Source organism: Rahnella sp. RcJ3 (assembly GCF_009498575.1).
Taxonomy (GTDB): Bacteria; Pseudomonadota; Gammaproteobacteria; order Enterobacterales; family Enterobacteriaceae; genus Rahnella; species Rahnella aceris.
This window is the reverse complement of sequence record NZ_QSNX01000002.1, coordinates 66,227-83,565: the sequence shown is the minus strand read 5'-3', so window position 1 is coordinate 83,565 and position 17,339 is coordinate 66,227. Positions and strand designations below refer to the sequence as shown.

21 protein-coding genes, 2 tRNA genes and 1 pseudogene are annotated in these 17,339 nt (G+C 50.2%); 9 read left to right on the top strand and 15 right to left on the bottom strand.

What is annotated here, in order from left to right:
- Positions 1-37 precede the first annotated feature (37 nt).
- Positions 38-820, top strand: a complete 783-nt coding sequence (locus DXU84_RS03040; RefSeq protein WP_041673024.1) for a CatB-related O-acetyltransferase — start codon at positions 38-40, stop codon at positions 818-820.
- 64 nt (positions 821-884) lie between these two features.
- Here DXU84_RS03040 and DXU84_RS03035 read toward each other — a convergent pair whose 3' ends face one another.
- Complete coding sequence (locus DXU84_RS03035) at positions 885-2,042, bottom strand: M20 aminoacylase family protein (RefSeq protein WP_112151310.1); 1,158 nt, start codon at positions 2,040-2,042, stop codon at positions 885-887.
- 493 nt (positions 2,043-2,535) lie between these two features.
- Here DXU84_RS03035 and DXU84_RS03030 point away from each other — a divergent pair, with 493 nt between their 5' ends.
- Positions 2,536-4,110, top strand: coding sequence for a PAS domain-containing methyl-accepting chemotaxis protein (locus DXU84_RS03030; RefSeq protein ID WP_119261323.1), 1,575 nt, complete (start codon positions 2,536-2,538; stop codon positions 4,108-4,110).
- A gap of 65 nt (positions 4,111-4,175) precedes the next feature.
- Here DXU84_RS03030 and DXU84_RS03025 read toward each other — a convergent pair whose 3' ends face one another.
- On the bottom strand, positions 4,176-4,409 hold the full coding sequence (locus DXU84_RS03025; RefSeq protein ID WP_013574310.1) for a DUF333 domain-containing protein: 234 nt from the start codon (positions 4,407-4,409) through the stop codon (positions 4,176-4,178).
- Positions 4,410-4,674: 265 nt separating this feature from the next.
- On the opposite strand from DXU84_RS03025, the gene DXU84_RS03020 reads away from it, so the two are divergent.
- Positions 4,675-4,902, top strand: coding sequence for a hypothetical protein (locus DXU84_RS03020; protein WP_013574309.1), 228 nt, complete (start codon positions 4,675-4,677; stop codon positions 4,900-4,902).
- A 62-nt stretch (positions 4,903-4,964) separates the two neighbouring features.
- On the opposite strand, the gene DXU84_RS03015 is transcribed toward DXU84_RS03020, so the two are convergent.
- Positions 4,965-5,222 (bottom strand): YdgH/BhsA/McbA-like domain containing protein, encoded by a 258-nt coding sequence (locus DXU84_RS03015; protein ID WP_112151311.1) that lies wholly within the window; start codon positions 5,220-5,222, stop codon positions 4,965-4,967.
- Positions 5,223-5,775: 553 nt separating this feature from the next.
- Here DXU84_RS03015 and DXU84_RS03010 point away from each other — a divergent pair.
- From DXU84_RS03010 to DXU84_RS03000, 3 genes are all read left to right on the top strand, one after another.
- Entirely contained in the window at positions 5,776-6,045 is a 270-nt protein-coding gene (locus DXU84_RS03010) for a hypothetical protein (RefSeq protein ID WP_013574307.1), read from the top strand.
- Between the two features lie 206 nt (positions 6,046-6,251).
- Positions 6,252-7,103: an aldo/keto reductase gene (locus DXU84_RS03005; protein WP_153374812.1), complete on the top strand. Its 852-nt coding sequence runs from the start codon at positions 6,252-6,254 to the stop codon at positions 7,101-7,103.
- A gap of 26 nt (positions 7,104-7,129) precedes the next feature.
- Positions 7,130-8,119 carry an aldo/keto reductase gene (locus DXU84_RS03000; protein WP_153374810.1) on the top strand — a complete coding sequence of 330 codons (990 nt, stop codon included), beginning with the start codon at positions 7,130-7,132 and terminating at the stop codon, positions 8,117-8,119.
- A gap of 34 nt (positions 8,120-8,153) precedes the next feature.
- Here the strand turns inward: DXU84_RS03000 and DXU84_RS02995 are convergent, their stop codons facing one another.
- Entirely contained in the window at positions 8,154-9,047 is an 894-nt protein-coding gene (locus DXU84_RS02995; protein ID WP_153374808.1) for a LysR family transcriptional regulator, read from the bottom strand.
- A gap of 320 nt (positions 9,048-9,367) precedes the next feature.
- On the opposite strand from DXU84_RS02995, the gene DXU84_RS02985 reads away from it, so the two are divergent.
- Positions 9,368-9,694, top strand: a complete 327-nt coding sequence (locus DXU84_RS02985; RefSeq protein WP_013574303.1) for an NIPSNAP family protein — start codon at positions 9,368-9,370, stop codon at positions 9,692-9,694.
- Between the two features lie 76 nt (positions 9,695-9,770).
- On the opposite strand, the pseudogene DXU84_RS02980 reads toward DXU84_RS02985, so the two are convergent.
- The 5 genes and pseudogenes from DXU84_RS02980 to DXU84_RS02960 all read right to left on the bottom strand — a co-directional run.
- A pseudogene (locus DXU84_RS02980) lies at positions 9,771-10,007 on the bottom strand (pyocin); the annotation flags it as partial.
- Between the two features lie 40 nt (positions 10,008-10,047).
- The gene (locus DXU84_RS02975) at positions 10,048-10,242 is read right to left on the bottom strand and encodes a CPCC family cysteine-rich protein (RefSeq protein WP_013574302.1); all 195 of its coding nucleotides are present in this window, start codon (positions 10,240-10,242) and stop codon (positions 10,048-10,050) included.
- On the bottom strand, positions 10,235-10,492 hold the full coding sequence (locus DXU84_RS02970; protein ID WP_013574301.1) for a hypothetical protein: 258 nt from the start codon (positions 10,490-10,492) through the stop codon (positions 10,235-10,237). The genes DXU84_RS02975 and DXU84_RS02970 overlap by 8 nt, the downstream gene beginning before the upstream one ends.
- Positions 10,492-12,021, bottom strand: coding sequence for a colicin E3/pyocin S6 family cytotoxin (locus DXU84_RS02965; RefSeq protein WP_131638679.1), 1,530 nt, complete (start codon positions 12,019-12,021; stop codon positions 10,492-10,494). Before DXU84_RS02965 ends, DXU84_RS02970 begins: the two co-directional genes overlap by 1 nt.
- 3 nt (positions 12,022-12,024) lie before the next feature.
- Complete coding sequence (locus DXU84_RS02960; protein WP_013574299.1) at positions 12,025-12,510, bottom strand: hypothetical protein; 486 nt, start codon at positions 12,508-12,510, stop codon at positions 12,025-12,027.
- 402 nt (positions 12,511-12,912) lie between these two features.
- Here DXU84_RS02960 and DXU84_RS25060 point away from each other — a divergent pair, with 402 nt between their 5' ends.
- The gene (locus DXU84_RS25060; RefSeq protein WP_228388942.1) at positions 12,913-13,287 is read left to right on the top strand and encodes a hypothetical protein; all 375 of its coding nucleotides are present in this window, start codon (positions 12,913-12,915) and stop codon (positions 13,285-13,287) included.
- Here DXU84_RS25060 and DXU84_RS02950 read toward each other — a convergent pair.
- From DXU84_RS02950 to DXU84_RS02925, 6 genes are all read right to left on the bottom strand, one after another.
- Positions 13,191-13,445: a bacteriocin immunity protein gene (locus tag DXU84_RS02950; RefSeq protein ID WP_013574297.1), complete on the bottom strand. Its 255-nt coding sequence runs from the start codon at positions 13,443-13,445 to the stop codon at positions 13,191-13,193. The genes DXU84_RS25060 and DXU84_RS02950 overlap by 97 nt on opposite strands.
- Positions 13,446-13,482: 37 nt before the next feature.
- On the bottom strand, positions 13,483-13,746 hold the full coding sequence (locus DXU84_RS02945) for a colicin immunity domain-containing protein (protein WP_013574296.1): 264 nt from the start codon (positions 13,744-13,746) through the stop codon (positions 13,483-13,485).
- 199 nt (positions 13,747-13,945) lie between these two features.
- Positions 13,946-14,021 (bottom strand) — tRNA-Thr (locus tag DXU84_RS02940).
- Positions 14,022-14,247: 226 nt separating this feature from the next.
- Positions 14,248-14,323: transfer RNA gene (locus DXU84_RS02935), tRNA-Thr, on the bottom strand.
- A 123-nt stretch (positions 14,324-14,446) separates the two neighbouring features.
- Positions 14,447-15,424, bottom strand: coding sequence for an alpha/beta hydrolase (locus DXU84_RS02930; RefSeq protein ID WP_013574295.1), 978 nt, complete (start codon positions 15,422-15,424; stop codon positions 14,447-14,449).
- 13 nt (positions 15,425-15,437) lie between these two features.
- Positions 15,438-16,316 (bottom strand): MBL fold metallo-hydrolase, encoded by an 879-nt coding sequence (locus DXU84_RS02925; protein WP_153374806.1) that lies wholly within the window; start codon positions 16,314-16,316, stop codon positions 15,438-15,440.
- Between the two features lie 129 nt (positions 16,317-16,445).
- Between DXU84_RS02925 and DXU84_RS02920 the strand changes: the two genes are divergently transcribed.
- Complete coding sequence (locus DXU84_RS02920) at positions 16,446-17,339, top strand: LysR family transcriptional regulator (RefSeq protein ID WP_013574293.1); 894 nt, start codon at positions 16,446-16,448, stop codon at positions 17,337-17,339.

Below are 17,339 nucleotides of genomic sequence, written 5' to 3'. Positions count from 1 at the left end.
TATATAAAAACAGCATGTCACCTTTGAGGAGCAATGAATGAAGTATCCCGTTAACTTTCGATGGGCTCAAAAACATGAGGATTATTGTTTACGCCATAAGATCCATCTTAAATTCCCGGAAATAGTGAAAGGAATATATAAAAAGAGAAATATATTCCTTTTTAAAAAAGGGGAGAGAATAAAATTTACCGAGGATGTTTGGGTTGAAGAGTACGCCTCAATGCCACGAAAAAGTTTCTGTTCAATGGGCGCGTATTCTTACGCGTGCAGTAAATTACCCAATAACCTCAAAACTGGCAGATTTTGCAGCCTGGCAGCAGGAGTGCGGGTTATGGGGCCGCAACATCCCATACACCGGTTTACGACCAGCCCGCTGACGTATCATGATTTCTTCCCCAAAGTGGCGCAGGAACAATTCGGAGAAACGCTGAATATTGCCGGGTTCGACTATATGCCGGAGGCGACGGTATTAGGTCATGATGTTTGGGTGGGCGAACACGCCGTATTAAAAGGCGGCATCACTATCGGCAATGGCGCAATTATTGCCGCCAATGCCGTCGTCACGTCTGATGTTCCTCCGTACGCGATTGTCGCGGGTATTCCGGCCAGAGTGATTAAATACCGGTTTGAGAAAAGTATTATTAATCGTTTACAATCTATTCAATGGTGGAATTATAAAATTACTGATTTACCCGACTTCGCAGCGGCTGATGATATTGTAAAATTCGCCGATGAGATGGAAGATAAAATACGCCGGAAGGTCATCAGCGAACATCACTATAAAGTGGTGAATATTGCGCAAGAGCTGGCAGAAATATAAAAAACCAGACCGGACAATGCGTAACGCCTCTGTTGTCCGGTCCGGAATGCCATGAAAAATGCGATCAGGCTTTCAGCTCGCGCTCCACCAGCGTGGTCAGCACACCGATGCCGAGCGGAATAATGTCGTCATTAAAGTCGTAGCGCGGGCTATGCAGTGAGTCAGAAGGTGTGGCGCCATCGGCACCCAGCCAGAAATAGGCTCCCGGACACGCTTCCAGCAGATAAGCAAAATCTTCTGCAGCCATCGACGGCGCATTATTGAAATGCACTTTCTGAATACCCGGCGTGTTTTTCGCCGCGTCGCGCACAATCTCTGCCTGCGCTGCATGGTTCTGCGTGACCGGATAACCCAATTCCCAGCGCACTTCCCCTTTCACACCGTACGGTAACGGCACCGCATGGACGTATTCTTCAATCAGCCGCCAGCAGGTCTGACGGGTTTTGTTGCTCAGGCAACGCAGCGTGCCCGACATATGCAGCGTTTCAGGAATGACGTTAATGGCTTCGCCCGCATGAAGTTGCGTCAGGCTGATCACCGTTTGTTCCAGCGGCGACAGGCGGCGCGAAATCAGGCTTTGCAATGACAAAATCAGCTGCGCGCCAGCCACCACGGGATCCGCACCCCGTTCCGGCATCGCCGCGTGACAACCTTTGCCGGTCAGGGTGATATAGAAATTATCCTGCGACGCCATCATCGGCCCCTCGCTGACCGCTACTTCGCCAACCGGCAGTCCCGGCCAGTTATGCAGCGCGTAAACCGCCTGCATCGGAAAACGGTCAAACAGCCCTTCTTTCACCATCATTTCGCCACCGCCTAAGTTTTCTTCAGCAGGCTGAAAGATGAAATGGACAGTGCCGCGAAAATGACGGTTCTCACTCAGATGTTTTGCCGCGCCCAGCAAAATGGATGTATGGCCATCGTGCCCGCAGGCATGCATCAGGCCCGGGTTTTGTGACTGGTGCTCGAATTCATTCAGTTCTTGAATGGGTAATGCGTCGATATCTGCACGCAGTCCGATTGAAGGGCCTTCGCCGTTTCGCAGTGTGGCAATAACGCCGGTTTCGGCAATGCCCGTATACACTTCAAGACCAAAAGACAGTAGCAGTTCACTGATTATTTTTGCGGTGCCATGCTCATTCAGACCCAGTTCAGGTCGCCTGTGAAAGTCGCGACGCCACTGCTTCGCCTGCTCGATAATCTGTCCGGAAATGACCGCCATAAACCCTCTGTGCTGTTCTGAATTCAACACGGTGAAATGCTCTCACCGGCACGTTACTGCTCCAAAGTATCACATCCCGCAGTGAACCGATAAACGGGAAATCGGCTTCCTTTGCCCTTTATCGTGAGTGAGATTTCGGCGGTGAGCACACTTTCGGAATTTACCCAATATTGGCTGAACCCTTCACTATTGCCTGAATGAAAAACCCGCGCCGGATCGGTGTTTTTCCCGCCATTACATCCTTTGGAAAACACTAAGTCCGATTTTCCCCGCTTACGCATCAAAATTTAACTTAGGCCGGACTATTCTATATCGCAATTAAAAAACCTTCTTTCTACATAAATATTACATTGATAGTAATTCAACAATAAAATTAACCTTTGTTATTTATCTTCGCACGGGAATAATAACCAGGAAATAAATTTCTCTGGAAAGAATATTAAATCATCTGCATAGTTATTATTGCTACTCAGAGTGTTTCCAGAGGATTTACATGCGCGTAAACATGCCTATATCACAGCGGGAATATAAGTTAGATCCCGGCACCACGTTAATGTCCACAACTGATGTCAACAGCCATATTATTTATGCCAACTCAGCGTTTATAAACGTCAGCGGATTCTCTGAGGATGAGCTGACCTTCAGGCCACACAATCTGGTACGCCATCCTGATATGCCGGTCGAAGCCTTTGCCGACATGTGGTTTACCTTGCAGCAAGGCGACAGCTGGACAGGGCTGGTGAAGAACCGGCGTAAAAATGGCGATCACTATTGGGTACGCGCGAACGTCACGCCGGTCTATCACCTGGATAAACTCACCGGCTATATCTCCGTACGAAATACCCCCGCTGAACAGGAAGTGAAAGCCGCTGAAGAATTATACAAACAGGTAAAAGAGAAAAGCGCAGGTCGTCGTAAATTTTATAAAGGCCTGGTGATACACACGGGGTTATTTTCATTTTTATCCCTGTTGCAAAAACTTCCCGTTAGCTGGCGATTACGTTTGCCGCTATTTATTTCTGCCTTTTTCCCGCTCTTATTTTCTCTGGCAGGAATAAACCTGACCGAAAGCGCGATCGTTACCGTTATTCTTTTGCTGGCTGCCGATCTTTTCCTGCAATCGCAAATCCGCAATCCGATAAAAACCATTCTGGCGCAGGCGCAACAGGTGGTTTCCGGTAAAAAAGCCGCTTACGTTCATTTTAACCGTGTTGATGAAATTGGTTTGCTGATGCGTTCTGTTAACCAGTTTGGCCTGAATCTGCATTCTCTGGTCGAAGATGTGGGCACGCAGGTTGGCGGGATCGCCCATATCAGTGAGCTCATGGCAAAAAACAGCACTGCCCTGAGCGCCCGTACGGAAGAAACGGCAACTCACCTTCAGCAGACCGCCGCCGCGATTGAAGAAATTACCGGCGCCGTGGAGCAAAGTTCAGACACGGTAGTGCAGGCCAGCAAACTGGCTGACAGCGCGACGGCCGTGGCGCAGAAAGGCGGAGAAATCATGCAGGAAACCATCGGTATGATGCAGTCGATTTCCCACGCCAGCAGCAAAGTTGTGGACATCATTTCGGTTATCGACAGCATTGCCTTCCAGACCAATATTCTGGCGCTGAATGCGGCCGTGGAAGCGGCAAGAGCCGGTACTGAAGGCCGCGGATTTGCCGTGGTTGCCGCCGAGGTTCGCGTGCTGGCACAGCGTTCCGCCACCGCCGCTAAAGAGATCAAAACCCTGATCGAAACGAATATGCACAGCGTCGAAACCGGCGGGCATATGGTTGAAAATGCCGGGAAGCAGATCAGTGAAATTATTGCTGAAGTCGTGCAGATGTCCGGACTGATTAAAGAGATCAGCCATGCCACTCATGAACAAACGTCGGCGCTGACGCTGATCAACACCTCGCTGGCGCAGATTGAAACCATGACACAAAACAACGCCGGGATGGTTGCCCAGTCGTCGGAATCCTCAGAGAGGCTCAATTATCAGGCTACCCGCCTGAGAAACGCGATTGATGTGTACGGCGGGCAGATGACGAAAAGGGAAACCCGCACAACGGCTCATGGATAAAGTGTGATTAAAAAAGGCTTTCCTCTGACGGGGAAAGCCTGATTTTCAGCCTGCGTGAAGCGGATTTAGTTATGATCCCGACGGTATAACTCCCATTCGTCGATACCGCGTCCATCAGGGAATACGCAGTCTGCACGAACGCCGTGTGGTGTTTGCACACTCACCGATCTTCCGCCTCTTTCATGGCAATATACCGCAGCCGGATTTGCCATCCCGCTCTGGTGTCTTTCTGGTTTATGGTGATAACCCGCGCAACCTGCCAGCGCTGAGACCATGATAATGAGGAAGAACTTTTTCATTCTGCACCTTCGTAATGAGAGTAAAAACGACGGGGAATTCTATTCCCCGTCGCTTTCCGTGACCTACTCCCATATTCTTAAAAAGCTTCTTCTTTTTACTTCGTTTATCAGGCGTTAAACTTTCAGGAAAGGGCCACGGCATCAGCTCCGCCGGGACGTTTTGCCAGAACAGCTTAAAAAAAGCTTTTCTACTCACACAACCGGCAAAAATTTATGGCTACTATTATTCAGGTCGTGAATGGCTTCATCAATCAGGAAGGGGAATATGGAAAAGTACCAAAACCGGGGGGGCAATTCGGGTATCGTCGCTTTCACGACTACGGAAGATTCAATTACCGTGAAGTTCAAAGATGGCTGGCATTACATCTATAATTCCATCCGGCCAGGGGTGACAGACGTTGACCATATGATCGCCATGGCGAAAGCTGGCAGCGGATTGCATGGTTATATCAACCGAAAGATCCGCAATAATCACTTCCATAAATACCGCTAATCGCAGACACGAAAAAGGCGGCAACCGCCGCCTCTTCTGCTTACTGCTTGTTACTGCTCAGCTTATTTGTACATTTCTGCTGTACCGTAAAGCTGGTTATTACCGGATGCACCGATAATACGGTATGAACTTGCACCCGCCTGGGTGGCTTTTGCATTCAATTCTGATTGCAGGCCTGACAGTGAACCGGTGGTTGATGCACCGACTACACCAATGGATTGCTGACCTGCCGGCGCTGACTGCACTTCAGTCGCTGCCAGGGTTGAGAAAGAAGCTGTTGCCAGTGTCAGAGCGGCGATAGTCATTGCGATAGTTTTCATGAGGTTAATTCCTGTTCTTCGAATTTTGATTGGGAAACCTTTTGCAGGTGCCCCGGTTTAAGGTCAACGTCACTTATTAATTAACGTTCGATAAGTAAATACTAAGCGTCGCCGGGAGGTTGTGCAAGCAATTTATTTAACGATCATTAACTAATTGTGCGATCGCTTCGGGCGACGTCTGCCGCTGTTCATCGGTATGGGGTTATTTGCCATAGGCGAGGATCGTTATTTCCGCCAGATGACCCCGAATACAGGGCCGTTCGATCCCTAAAGAGACAGGTAAAAGGATTAATTATTGGGAAATTAATCAGTTAAATTAACCGCCTCCGTTAATTAGTCCACCCATGTGTCAGCAATATCCGCTCCCGGCAAAAAAGCTGCCGAGGCTACGAGCAGGGGCGGCTATCAGTGAATAACGCTCACGAGGCCAAAGGATCGCCAGTAAAAAAAGGAAGTTCTTACCGGATTAAAAAATAAACTTGAAATTGTTTTCAGGATCCTCTCAGACTGGATATATTCTTTTAAATATCACCTTTTCTATGTGGAGCACGAAATGCTGAATTACTTTTTTTTTCAAAAGGGTAAGCAAATTGTTGTACTGGAAAGCTCGGACGTGGGCAAAGCTTCTCAGCTGATTGAACATGGCTACGAAAAACAGTTTGAAGAGATCAGTGCCACAAATGAAAAAAATGCGCTTGCACGCTTTGCTGACATTCGCCGAAATAACCAGATAGATCACGATGACTTCATGGCAGGCGCCGGGTCTATGCCCCTTATAGATGGATTAACGGCCATTGCTACCTATCTTGTTAGCAAAAAGTAGCTCAGCTACGGACGGCTGAGAGTGAACCGTCGAAAAAACACACCCGCAATATGGCGGGTGATTATGTCCGCTGCTGGCACAAAGCCGAGCATCAGATCCCCTCAAATTAATGAATAAATCTAATAAACCCTAGCTAATTACCCCCTCTAATTGAATAAATCACTTTGCGTTATCCTTTTTCTACACAACAGCTGAAGGATTACGTCATGCAAACTGTAAATCTGAACAACGGTATTGAAATGCCCCTGCTGGGCTTTGGTGTGTTTCAGATGTCTGATGCCGCTGAATGCGAAAGAGCCGTTATTGATGCCATCGATACGGGATACCGTCTGATCGATACCGCCGCGTCTTACCAGAATGAAACCCAGGTCGGGAACGCACTGAAACAGACCGGTATCGCACGTAACGAACTCTTTGTAACGACCAAGCTATGGCTGCAGGATACTAACTACGAAGGTGCTAAAGCACAGTTCGAACGCTCCCTGAATCGGCTGCAACTTGATTACGTTGACCTGTACCTGATTCACCAGCCTTACGGTGATGTCCATGGGGCATGGCGAGCTATGGAAGAACTGCAACAGGCAGGCAAAATTCGCGCCATTGGCGTCAGCAATTTCCATCCTGACAGACTGGCCGACCTTATCGCCTTCAACAAGGTTGCCCCTGCGGTAAACCAGATTGAAGTTAACCCCTTCAACCAGCAGTTGCATGCCGTTCCATGGAATCAAAGCCGTGGCATTCAGCCAGAAGCCTGGGCACCGTTTGCTGAGGGTAAAAATGGCCTGTTCCAGCATCCCGTGTTAACGGCAATTGGTCAGAAGTACGGCAAAAGCGTGGGCCAGGTTGTCCTGCGGTGGATCTTCCAGCGAGGCATCGTTTCTCTGGCCAAATCGGTGCGAAAAGAACGTATGGAAGAGAACATCAGCATTCTCGATTTTGAACTTAGTCCTGAGGATATGTTGCAGATTGCCGCCCTTGATACCGCAACCAGCGCCTTCTTCTCTCACCGCGACCCGGCGAGGGTGGAATGGCTGACTGGTCGCAAACTTGACGTTTAAACCGCGATAAAAGAGGTATTCATTCAATGCAAAAACGTTATCTGGGTAAATCCGGACTCGAAGTCTCCGCTCTTGGACTCGGTTGCATGGGGCTCAGTCACGGCTACGGCCCGGCGACAGATACCCGTCAGGCTATCGAACTCATTCGTGCTGCGGTTGAACGTGGCGTCACGTTCTTCGATACCGCCGAAGTGTATGGCCCATTTCTGAATGAAGAGGTTGTCGGCGAAGCCTTAAAACCTTTTCGCGATCGCGTCGTTATCGCCACCAAATTTGGTTTTACTTTTGGCGACGACAACAAGCAGCAGATTTTAAACAGCCGTCCGGAGCATATCCGTGAAGCCGTTGAAGGCTCATTACGCCGTCTTAAAACAAACGTTATTGATCTGCTGTATCAGCACCGTGTCGATCCGGATGTCCCGATTGAAGATGTTGCGGGAACGGTGAAAGATCTGATTGCAGAAGGCAAAGTTAAACATTTCGGTCTGTCCGAAGCTGGCGCACAAACCATTCGTCGTGCGCATGCTGTACAACCGGTCACTGCGCTGCAAAGCGAATACTCCATGTGGTGGCGCGAGCCTGAGCAGGAGATCCTGCCGTTGCTGGAGGAGCTGGGCATTGGTTTTGTCCCCTTCAGCCCATTGGGTAAAGGTTTCCTGACGGGGTCGATTAAACCAGGAACGACGTTTGGCAAGGATGATTACCGCAGCACCGTGCCGCGTTTCGCCGCGCAAGCGATTGAAGCCAATGAAAAGCTGGTCTCTTTATTAGGTGAACTGGCTGCCGGGAAAGGCGTGACATCTGCACAAATCGCGCTGGCATGGCTGCTGACACAAAAGCCGTGGATTGTTCCTATCCCTGGCACAACTAAGCTACACCGGCTGGAGGAAAACCTGGGGGCTGCAGACATCATTCTTTCGCAGGATGACTCGCAGCAGATAACCCAGGCGCTTGAAACGATTAAAATCGTCGGCGAACGTTACTCTCCTGAGCATCAGGCTCGCACAGGCCGTTAATACCCGGACGGGTCCGCTGCGATTGGCGGACCCGTTATTCCTGGTAGCGAAGTGCATCGATCATCAGCGCAAAAGCAGGCGGATGCTGCTTACGGCTGGGGTAGTAAAGATAATATCCGGGGAAAGACGGACACCAGTCCTGCAGAACCTGGATCAGCTCTCCTGACTTTATATAATCCAGCACCCTGTCCTCAGGTATACAGGCGATGCCAAAGCCAGATAAAGCCGCATCAATCCTTTCCGCCTGCAGATTAAACGTTACCTGCCCCTCAACCCTGACCCGTAACGGTTTCCCTTCCCTCTCAAACTCCCAGTGGTAAAGTCCACCGGCAGTGGGCAGACGCATATTGATGCACCGATGATTTTGTAGCTCGTGAGGCGTTTCAGGCGCGGGGTTAGCAGCAAAATATGACGGTGCGCCAACGACTGCCATTCGCATGTCCGGCCCAATTCTCACCGCGATCATGTCCTTATCCACGCTTTCGCCCAGACGGATCCCGGCGTCAAAACGCCCCTCAACAATATTGACAAAGCCGTTATCTACCACCAGCTCGAGATTAATTTCCGGGTATTCCCTGAGGAAGGGTTTTAGCTTCGGCCACACCAGATTTCGCGCGGCATGCTCCCCGGCAGATAAACGGATATTACCGGAGGCGGTGCCGTTCAGTTGAACAAGCGATTCCAGCTCCTGCTCGAGATCAGCAATACGGGGCTCAAGGCAGGCAATAATTCTCTCACCCGCTTCTGTGGGGGCAACACTTCGGGTAGTTCGCGTCAGAAGACGGATGTTCAGCCTTTCTTCCAGCGCTTTCATCGCGTGGCTGAGTGCTGACTGAGAAACACCGAGTTTGCCCGCGGCTTTGGTAAAACTTCGCTCTCTTGCTACCATCAGAAAGATTTGGAGTTCGTTGAAGTTTTCTTTAAGCATTAGCGGTTTCCTTATTGAAGCATTCCCCCCATAGTTCACTCATGAAGGGTATTCATAAACACAATCATTTTAGCCCCGTTACTGACAATAATGATAATTGATGTTGTATCGGCATCGGAAATAAGTCTGAATTATCAGCAGGTTTATCAGGAAAGGACTCGTTAACGGCCAGGTGGCATCCCACAATAACTACAAAACTGACGATGGAAATGAAATGGCGAGATGTGAGCCACTTCACTGAGTTTATCCAGTAATAATGTGTCGCGATCTCAAAAACGCCATGAATTCTATGCCGCTGACAAATAAACGGAGACAACACGTTGAGAACCGTCGAAATACTGCAATACACATTACACAAAGGCACCGGGGCCACGTTTCACGCCATCATGCAGGAAATCAGTGTTCCCCTGCACCAATGCCACGGGATCGACGTTGTTTCGTTCGGCAACTCGCTGCATGACCCGGATTGCTACTATCTGATCCGTGCCTTTGACAGCCCTGAAAGCATGGCTACGGCTCTTGATGCCTTTTATGCAAGCGCTGACTGGCGCAACGGTCCACGCGAAAACATCATTCGTAGTATCGAAACCAGCATTAAAACAGTGATGAAACTGACGCCGGAAAGCGTGGAAGGGCTACGAGGGTAAGTGCAGGTTATCGGAATATAACGTAGTAGTGATAAATCACAGGCGACAGAGATATGATCTGCCGCCTGAATATTCATTATTTTTTAGACGGCATATGATCCGCCTCAAACTTTCCTTTTTTCGAACGCCGCTTAAAGTCACTGTATAACTCAACATCCAAAAACCTCACCAGCGGTTTACTCAGATAAATATAAATCGGCGGCATGCCGTGCGGCAGATTAACCAGGATGTAATCATCGAATGATTGTTCATCCGGGATCGGCAGTGAGGTTGAGGTGCTGCCCATTTCTTCCGCGCCGGGTAACGGTAATACTGTGCTAAGAGTAGGGCTTTATACCGTTAGCTTTTTGTGGCTACTGTATTATTTTACCTTGTTTAAAAGCCTCCTTAGCTTCATTCAAACTCATTTTGTTCGCTCCACCACGCCTGTCAGGATTTTTAGACTGAAAAGGGTCATCTTCCCAATTACAGGTGGGACAGATGTCATGCTCACCCAAAGCTTCGAATACCTTTTCACCACAGCATGGGCAAGGATAGTCATCAGTCATTGTCTTCACCTGCAGACATCTGAATAACGTAATTATCAGTATCAAATATTGTTTCAAATAGTATACCGAGGGATGCAGCTTGCACCTTATTCACGTTAAACACCGCAACACCATTGATGAAATCCATTTTATCCTCTTCATCCCAACCCATTATTTTTGAAATAGGGTCCAGTTTTTTTTTCGGGATGTTTACCTCTAAAATCAAGTCTTCTGTTTGCTTATCAAACAAATCAATCGTGTAAATAATCATTATTTTTCTACCTTTCTTGCTGGATCTGCAGGTTTCGTTTGTTTGCCGGTTACGGGATCAAATTCACCTAAATGATTACGCCCGCTTTTATCATAAACTTCGACAGTTCCATGTTGAGAATCCCATTCGTAGATCGTCTTTTTTGAGTCTTTCCAACGATACCGGAACTTTCCTCCGCCCTTGATTAGGGTCTTACTTACTGCTTTCTTAGCATCAGGAAATGCTGGCAATGGAGGATTTCCTTTTGGTGCCACATGGTATTTGTGGTCATTACTCAGATAAATATAAATCGGCGGCATGCCGTGCGGCAGATTGACCAGGATGTAATCATCAAATGATTGTTCATCCGGGATCGGTAGCGAGGTTGAGGTGCTGCCCATTTCTTCCGCGCCGGGTAACGGTAATACGGTGATGGTCGAAGGTAAATACGGCTCATCACGATTACCGGTATTGCCTGGCGCTTTAAACTCAAGCTCGTCGGGCGTCCAGATGATGGCGGGCTTTTCCGCGCCATCCGCCCAGAACTCATAGTTACCCGTGAATATGTTCCGCCGCATGGCGCGTACACGAACCTGATCCAGACCGCTGTCAGCGCCGGTGTGATAAGCCACGGGAATTAACCGGCCATATTTATCCTTCACCCACTGAAAACGGATCCGCGTCGGGGCGGACTTTCCGGCCAGCGCCGCAAGCTGGCTGTCGCTTAAAATATCCTCTTCACCGGCGTTCAGCTTGTTCGAGTAAAACGTCCCGATAACACCGACGGTGACCGGATTCACGAACAGGCTGCCGAGGCGGATCGACGTCACCCCGCGCAGTGCACTCATGCCCGACGCAATGAGCTCAGCGCCACCGCCCGTTGCTACGGGTATTGCCAGCGGCATACCAGACTGAGCGGGTGCATCAGCCTTCGCGCCAAATATCTTTTTGTACCAGGGCTTTTTATCACCGGCTGGCTTCTTGCGCTTCGTCGCCTGCGCGTGCTGCTCAACTTCGGGCTTTATGCCTGCGACCGGCGTCGGCACCCCGTAAGACAATCGCCCGAAGTTATGATGCTGCTCCTCGCAGGTTCGTGCTTCGGTATTCCCTGCGCCACATTCAGCCGATTTTGCAAACACCGGCATCGAACGTCTGGCCTGTTCTGCCGCTTCTTTCTCAGCCTGAACCAGCAATACCGCGGCACGCTCTGCTTCCCACTTTTCACGCGCCAGTTCGGCAGGTGATTTACCTCTCCCCATCCACTGTCCGGCTGGCGCGATAACCCGGTTCGTCCCCGGCGGGCAACCACATAAAACATCCGAACCGTCCACGGCAGAAGCGAGGCCGTCATAGGTGGAATGCGGTTCTCCGCTGGTGATTTTTCCGCGACGACCGCATTTCGGGCAGTCGGTCGTAGCATCACCGATGCGGATCACGCCAAGCCCGTGTTCCGTCGCATTGGGCAGAGAGGTCAGGCACACCGCGCCTGTCGTGGTTTTGTCGCCGTGCAGCGCCTGCCCGCGACCATAACAATTTGAGCGATACCCCATCCGTTACGCGCCGGTAACGGCAAGAAAATCTACTGCCATCGGGACATCTTTTCGGGCAACCAGGTAGCAACTGCCCTGCGGCGTACTGATAATTTTATCGCCGTTATCCAGCATGCTGCCGACTAAGGCAAATCCACGATTCCCCTCACAAAACTGCTGGCCTGCGCTGGTGGTAATCTTTGCCGTGCTGCCATCGGCATAAGTGACTTCATCCTGCTCAAGGGCAAACGCCGCTTCAGTGCCATTCTCAAGGGTGACTTTACCCGTACTGCTGGCTTTGGTGACTTTGCCACCGCGGGCAGTCAGGCTGCCTGGAACTGCCAGCCGGTAAATCGCAATAACAGGATGCTGACGGGCAAACGCTGCCTGTTCCTCAACAACTGCCCTCGCGCTTTCATCCATTTCAGCCAGTTGTTCAGCCGTGAAAGGTGGGGTATTGATGACATCCAGTAATTCCTGATTCAGTTCATTAGTGAATTGCATTTCCATATTTATTTTCCGTCCATTGAGGTGAGTTTCGCCAGTATGATAATCAGCTAAAATAAACACCCACAACGAACAATAAATATAAAACCATAAACCTTGAGCTAAATCATAAGATATAAGTCATTTAAGTTATTCGAGTTATTCGAGTTATTCGAGTTATTCGAGTTATTCGAGTTATTCGAGTTATTTATACAAACAGATAATACGAATACTCATATTAATTATTATTTAAAAATGATTCATATAAAATATTTATAGCACAAACAGTCTCATAAATTATTTCAAACAAGATAAATTCAAAGTCAAAATTCAGCCATCGCAGAAAATAACACATAATAATTAATGGATATAGAATGAAAATTGTCGTCATTATTTTATCATTTGCCCTCTTTTCTGGTACTCCTGATGCAAAAAAACTGTACCGAACGTGATGCAGAAGCAGCAGATATTGCAGTGGACAATCTCGATTCATGGGATGCCCTACATAAAAACTACATCGCTTTCGCACAATGTGACGATGGCAGTATCGCAAAAGGAAATTCAGACGCGATGGCGCGGCTACTTGTCGATAAATGGCAGGAAATCGCTAAGCTGCAATCTCTGAGAAATCGCGATTCAGGATTTGAAAAATATATTATGAGGCATATTGATGCGACGCTGGATGCGGATGACGCAGATACCCGTCAGCTTCTAAACAACGTTTTCCCGACAGAAGTCCGCCACTGTTTAATTTCGGTAACTACACTCTCTGGCGTGACTGGGTTATCTCCTTCAGGATAAAAAATTAAATCAGTCCCTGAAGGATGCCCGGTAACCCGACTGAAATTTTCCAGTAAACTGTCCTGATATGACTCGCTGCCATGCACGTCGAAAATATCTTTCACCAGCGCAACAAATTCGGCTTCCGAGTACTCTTCAAACTTATCTTTGAGCTGCATGTTTTTCCTTTATTTGTATTCAGGTGGCTCCTGAGAGTCATTCGTTATCCAAAACAGCCCGAACCCGCGCTTTAAGTTCATCAGCATCAAACTCATACTTATCACGATCATTGTCAGGATTGAATTGATCTGCGAGACAGAAAATGGTCGAGCATTTTTCACTGTCCTGATAGTTATCTTTCAGCGAATCGCCATTTTCACCCTCAGCTTTCCATAGCATCTGATAAGGGTCAGCAAAATCTTCGGCTGAGATTTCGCCATTAATAAATGATCTGGCGAAGGTTAAAAGTTTCTGGCTCATTTTGGGCTCCCTAAGATTGAAAACACTAAACTGACTGCTTTCTACTTTCATGGAATGCAATAGTCAGCGCATCTTCTTCGGCATAAAAATATGCCACCGGCACATCCAACCCAGCAAGAATGCCTGACACGTATTGAGAAAGCGCTGCACACAAGCGTGCTTCCCTGAGTCTTTTAAATGGATAAGTTGAAACGCCAAATGGTGCCGATAATAGGAGTCGAACCTACGACCTTCGCATTACGAATGCGCTGCTCTACCAACTGAGCTATATCGGCTTTTTTGAAAGGTGCCGGGGCTAGGGGTAACAAATTATGCAAACCGCTGACGTCCGTCAAGCGCCGATCGGGATGTTTGGTGAGTTCTTAATCACCCTGCGCACAATATGGATATAACGCCGGTTCTGATGCAGCAAAAACGTTTGGGCGAACGGGGAGCAGGCGCAGAAACGGAACTAAAGGGAGAAGTTAAAAGATTGAAAATCAGGGAGTGCGAGAAGATAAATGGTGCCGACTACCGGAATCGAACTGGTGACCTACTGATTACAAGTCAGTTGCTCTACCTACTGAGCTAAGTCGGCATTTTGAAGTGTTACCGGGGAACTACGGGGCATAAAATATTCAAATCTCCGACGTCCGTCAAGCCCCCGGCGGTGCGTATGCTGCTTTTCTCATCAGCACACGCACTTTGATGAACTGACTGCTTAAGCTTTCGCCAGCGGTTCGCGGAAGAAACTGATCAGGGCGTTGTAAACCTGATAGCGGTTTTTCTCCAGCACCATCATGTGCGTGGCTTCACCGATTTCCAGCCAGCGTTTATCCGGTGAGCCGGTGGCGCGCAGGAACCATGCCTGTGCCAGTTCGACGGGCACATCAATATCCCATTCGCCATGGATTAACATCAGCGGCACGCCGATATCGGCCGGATCGTAAAACGGTTTTCCCGCCGCCCAGTAATCGCGGATATCCTGAATCGGACCGTTGCTGGCACGGATTGATTGCTGTGCCCGAAGTGCGTCATCCGGCTCGTCGCTGACGGTTTTTTCCAGCCATGCCTCAAATCCCCCTTCCGGGATCAGCCCTCCCCGCTTGCACTGTGGCGCTCCGCTAATCCAGCGTTCACGCGCCGCACCGGCATTGACGATGCGCCACGCGTTCAGTTCGCCACCGGGGTCGAGCGGCAGCGGTTTGTCGCTCACCCATTGCGGGGCAATCAGCCCTAAGCGCCTGACTTTGTGGCCGTTCTGCGTGGTGTACGTACCGGTGACGCTGCCGCCCCACGACATCCCGATCACGTTAACCTGTGAAAGCCCGTTCGTTCTGAGCACAAAATTGACGGCGCTGCTGAAATCGCGCACGGCGACATCTGTTCTCACCGCAGGTGCGTTGAGGGTGGCGGCCTGAAGCATTTCCACCGGACGGGTCGAGCCGCCATAACCGCGTACATCGACGGCGTACACATCAAAACCGGCGCGGGCGAGTGCATCGGCAAAAGAGGCGCCTTCCAGCGGCGTGTCAAACAGGCTGCCGGAGGAATAAGTCGCGCCGTGCATCATGACGATGGTGCTGGCTTCGCTGAATTTTTGCTCCCCTTTGCGGTGCTTGTGCAAAAGATGCAACCGGATGCCGTCGGTATCAGACGGGATCAAAAAGCTTTCGCTGAAAATATCGGAATTGCTCATCGGGTTTTCCTTCTCAGAGTGGCTGCCAGCTCAGGCCACGGGCATCCTGACGGATTTTGCCCGCAGAGGAACCGGCGAAATGGGTGGTGAAAACGGTGGCCTGATGGCTCAGGGCAAACTCAATTGCCTTATGGCGTGAGGCTGTCGCCTGTGCCGGTTCTTCGCAGAACACCGAATCCCAGTCAGGACGCGCGAGCTGAAGCGGATGGTGCATCACATCGCCCCAGAAAAAGGCCGTTTCACCTTCAGAGGTAAAGGCGAAAGAGAAATGATCATGGCTGTGGCCTGGCGTGCGGATGATGGAGAACCCCGGAATGGCCGTGGCGTCATCAGCATGTATCCGCTGATCGAGACCGGCCGCCACGACCGGCTCAACGCTGTCGGCAAAGATGCCGTCGCTCGGATCCCGGACGTTGTTCGGATCGGCGTAAAACTGGTATTCGGCTTCAGAAAACAGATAACGCGCGTTCGGGAAAGTCGGCACCCAGCGGCCATTCTCCAGCCGCGTATTCCAGCCGACATGATCAACGTGCAGATGTGACAGCAGTACCACATCAACATCTTCCGGTTCGACGCCCGTCGCCCGCAGGTTATCCAGCCAGCCCGTCTTCAGCTGATTGAACAACAGGTTCAGTGGACGCAATTTATCGTTGCCGGATGCGGTATCAATCAGCACCGTTTGCGTGCCGGTCTGCACCAGCCAGCTGTGGGTGCTGAGCATCAGTTCTGAGGCATCTGCGCCAAAAAAATCTGCCGGTAATGTTTTCGCGGCATCCTGAATAGCATCAGCATTCCATTGCGGAAAAAGCGACGATCCGGGATCTTGCAATGTCATCTCGGGGATCTTAGTGATTCTGGCGCTGCCGATCGGGTAAGTTTCTGGCACACTCATTTTATGACCTTATCTGGTGACAACCTTCTGGTGTGGGGTCATCCTCCCTGTTTCAGCACGGGCGAACAAGGTGGCAATCCCGAATGAAAGATTGCTGATATTGCAACGATAAAAAATGAAAGGGCCGGAATGGATAAGCTGGAGAATATGCGCACGTTCGTGCAGGTGGTGGATTCGGGGTCATTCAGCCGTGCGGCAGAACTGATGGATTTACCGAAATCCACGGTAACGCGGCAGGTGCAGGCGCTGGAAAGCGAACTGGGCGTGAAGCTGCTGCACAGGACGTCGCGCCGTTTAAGCATGACGGAACAGGGCGAAGCCTATTATCACGGAGCAATACGGCTGCTTGATCAGATGGAGATTCTCGACAGCAATGTGCAGGCGGCAACGCAGGCTCCGCGCGGCAAAATCCGCGTCGAGATGCCGAATGCGATTGCTTATCGGCGGGTGATCCCCGCCCTGCCCGGCTTCCTGATGCATTATCCCGACGTTCAGGTTGAGGTGAGCGTCGGTAACCGCACCGCCGATCTGATTGCGCAAAACATCGATTGTGTGATCCGTATCGGTGAGCTGCATAACGATGCGCTGATCGCCCGGTCGCTTGGGGTTTTACCGATGATCACCTGTGCCGCACCGGCGTATCTGCAAAAACACGGCATGCCTGAACATCCGCAGGATCTTATCCTCGACCATACGCTGGTGCAGATCGCCTCGCCACAAACCGGACGGGTATTTGAACATCAGGTGTTTAAGGATCAGCAGTGTGTCACTGTTCGCGGGCGCTGGCAGTTCTCGGTTAACGATTCCACCGCAGCGCTGACCGGTGCCATTGCGGGGCTTGGCGTGCTGACGACGTATCGCTTTCTGGCACAGGAAGCGCTGGATAACGGCGCGCTGGTGCCGCTGTTTCCTGAATGGGCGGATGAACAGGTGCCGGTGCATATTGCCTGGCCGGAGAACCGGCATTTGCCGTCAAAGGTGCGGTATTTTATCGAATGGGTCAGGGCGTTGTTTCAGGAATGA

Bases quoted from the DNA above. Each gene is read 5' to 3' on its own strand.
- DXU84_RS03040 (WP_041673024.1), top strand. From the start codon at position 38: ATGAAGTATCCCGTTAACTTTCGATGGGCTCAAAAACATGAGGATTAT.
- DXU84_RS03035 (WP_112151310.1), bottom strand. From the start codon at position 2,042: ATGGCGGTCATTTCCGGACAGATTATCGAGCAGGCGAAGCAGTGGCGT.
- DXU84_RS03030 (WP_119261323.1), top strand. From the start codon at position 2,536: ATGCGCGTAAACATGCCTATATCACAGCGGGAATATAAGTTAGATCCC.
- DXU84_RS03025 (WP_013574310.1), bottom strand. From the start codon at position 4,409: ATGAAAAAGTTCTTCCTCATTATCATGGTCTCAGCGCTGGCAGGTTGC.
- DXU84_RS03020 (WP_013574309.1), top strand. From the start codon at position 4,675: ATGGAAAAGTACCAAAACCGGGGGGGCAATTCGGGTATCGTCGCTTTC.
- DXU84_RS03015 (WP_112151311.1), bottom strand. From the start codon at position 5,222: ATGAAAACTATCGCAATGACTATCGCCGCTCTGACACTGGCAACAGCT.
- DXU84_RS03010 (WP_013574307.1), top strand. From the start codon at position 5,776: ATGCTGAATTACTTTTTTTTTCAAAAGGGTAAGCAAATTGTTGTACTG.
- DXU84_RS03005 (WP_153374812.1), top strand. From the start codon at position 6,252: ATGCAAACTGTAAATCTGAACAACGGTATTGAAATGCCCCTGCTGGGC.
- DXU84_RS03000 (WP_153374810.1), top strand. From the start codon at position 7,130: ATGCAAAAACGTTATCTGGGTAAATCCGGACTCGAAGTCTCCGCTCTT.
- DXU84_RS02995 (WP_153374808.1), bottom strand. From the start codon at position 9,047: ATGCTTAAAGAAAACTTCAACGAACTCCAAATCTTTCTGATGGTAGCA.
- DXU84_RS02975 (WP_013574302.1), bottom strand. From the start codon at position 10,242: ATGACTGATGACTATCCTTGCCCATGCTGTGGTGAAAAGGTATTCGAA.
- DXU84_RS02970 (WP_013574301.1), bottom strand. From the start codon at position 10,492: ATGATTATTTACACGATTGATTTGTTTGATAAGCAAACAGAAGACTTG.
- DXU84_RS02965 (WP_131638679.1), bottom strand. From the start codon at position 12,021: ATGGGGTATCGCTCAAATTGTTATGGTCGCGGGCAGGCGCTGCACGGC.
- DXU84_RS02960 (WP_013574299.1), bottom strand. From the start codon at position 12,510: ATGGAAATGCAATTCACTAATGAACTGAATCAGGAATTACTGGATGTC.
- DXU84_RS25060 (WP_228388942.1), top strand. From the start codon at position 12,913: ATGCAAAAAAACTGTACCGAACGTGATGCAGAAGCAGCAGATATTGCA.
- DXU84_RS02950 (WP_013574297.1), bottom strand. From the start codon at position 13,445: ATGCAGCTCAAAGATAAGTTTGAAGAGTACTCGGAAGCCGAATTTGTT.
- DXU84_RS02945 (WP_013574296.1), bottom strand. From the start codon at position 13,746: ATGAGCCAGAAACTTTTAACCTTCGCCAGATCATTTATTAATGGCGAA.
- DXU84_RS02930 (WP_013574295.1), bottom strand. From the start codon at position 15,424: ATGAGCAATTCCGATATTTTCAGCGAAAGCTTTTTGATCCCGTCTGAT.
- DXU84_RS02925 (WP_153374806.1), bottom strand. From the start codon at position 16,316: ATGAGTGTGCCAGAAACTTACCCGATCGGCAGCGCCAGAATCACTAAG.
- DXU84_RS02920 (WP_013574293.1), top strand. From the start codon at position 16,446: ATGGATAAGCTGGAGAATATGCGCACGTTCGTGCAGGTGGTGGATTCG.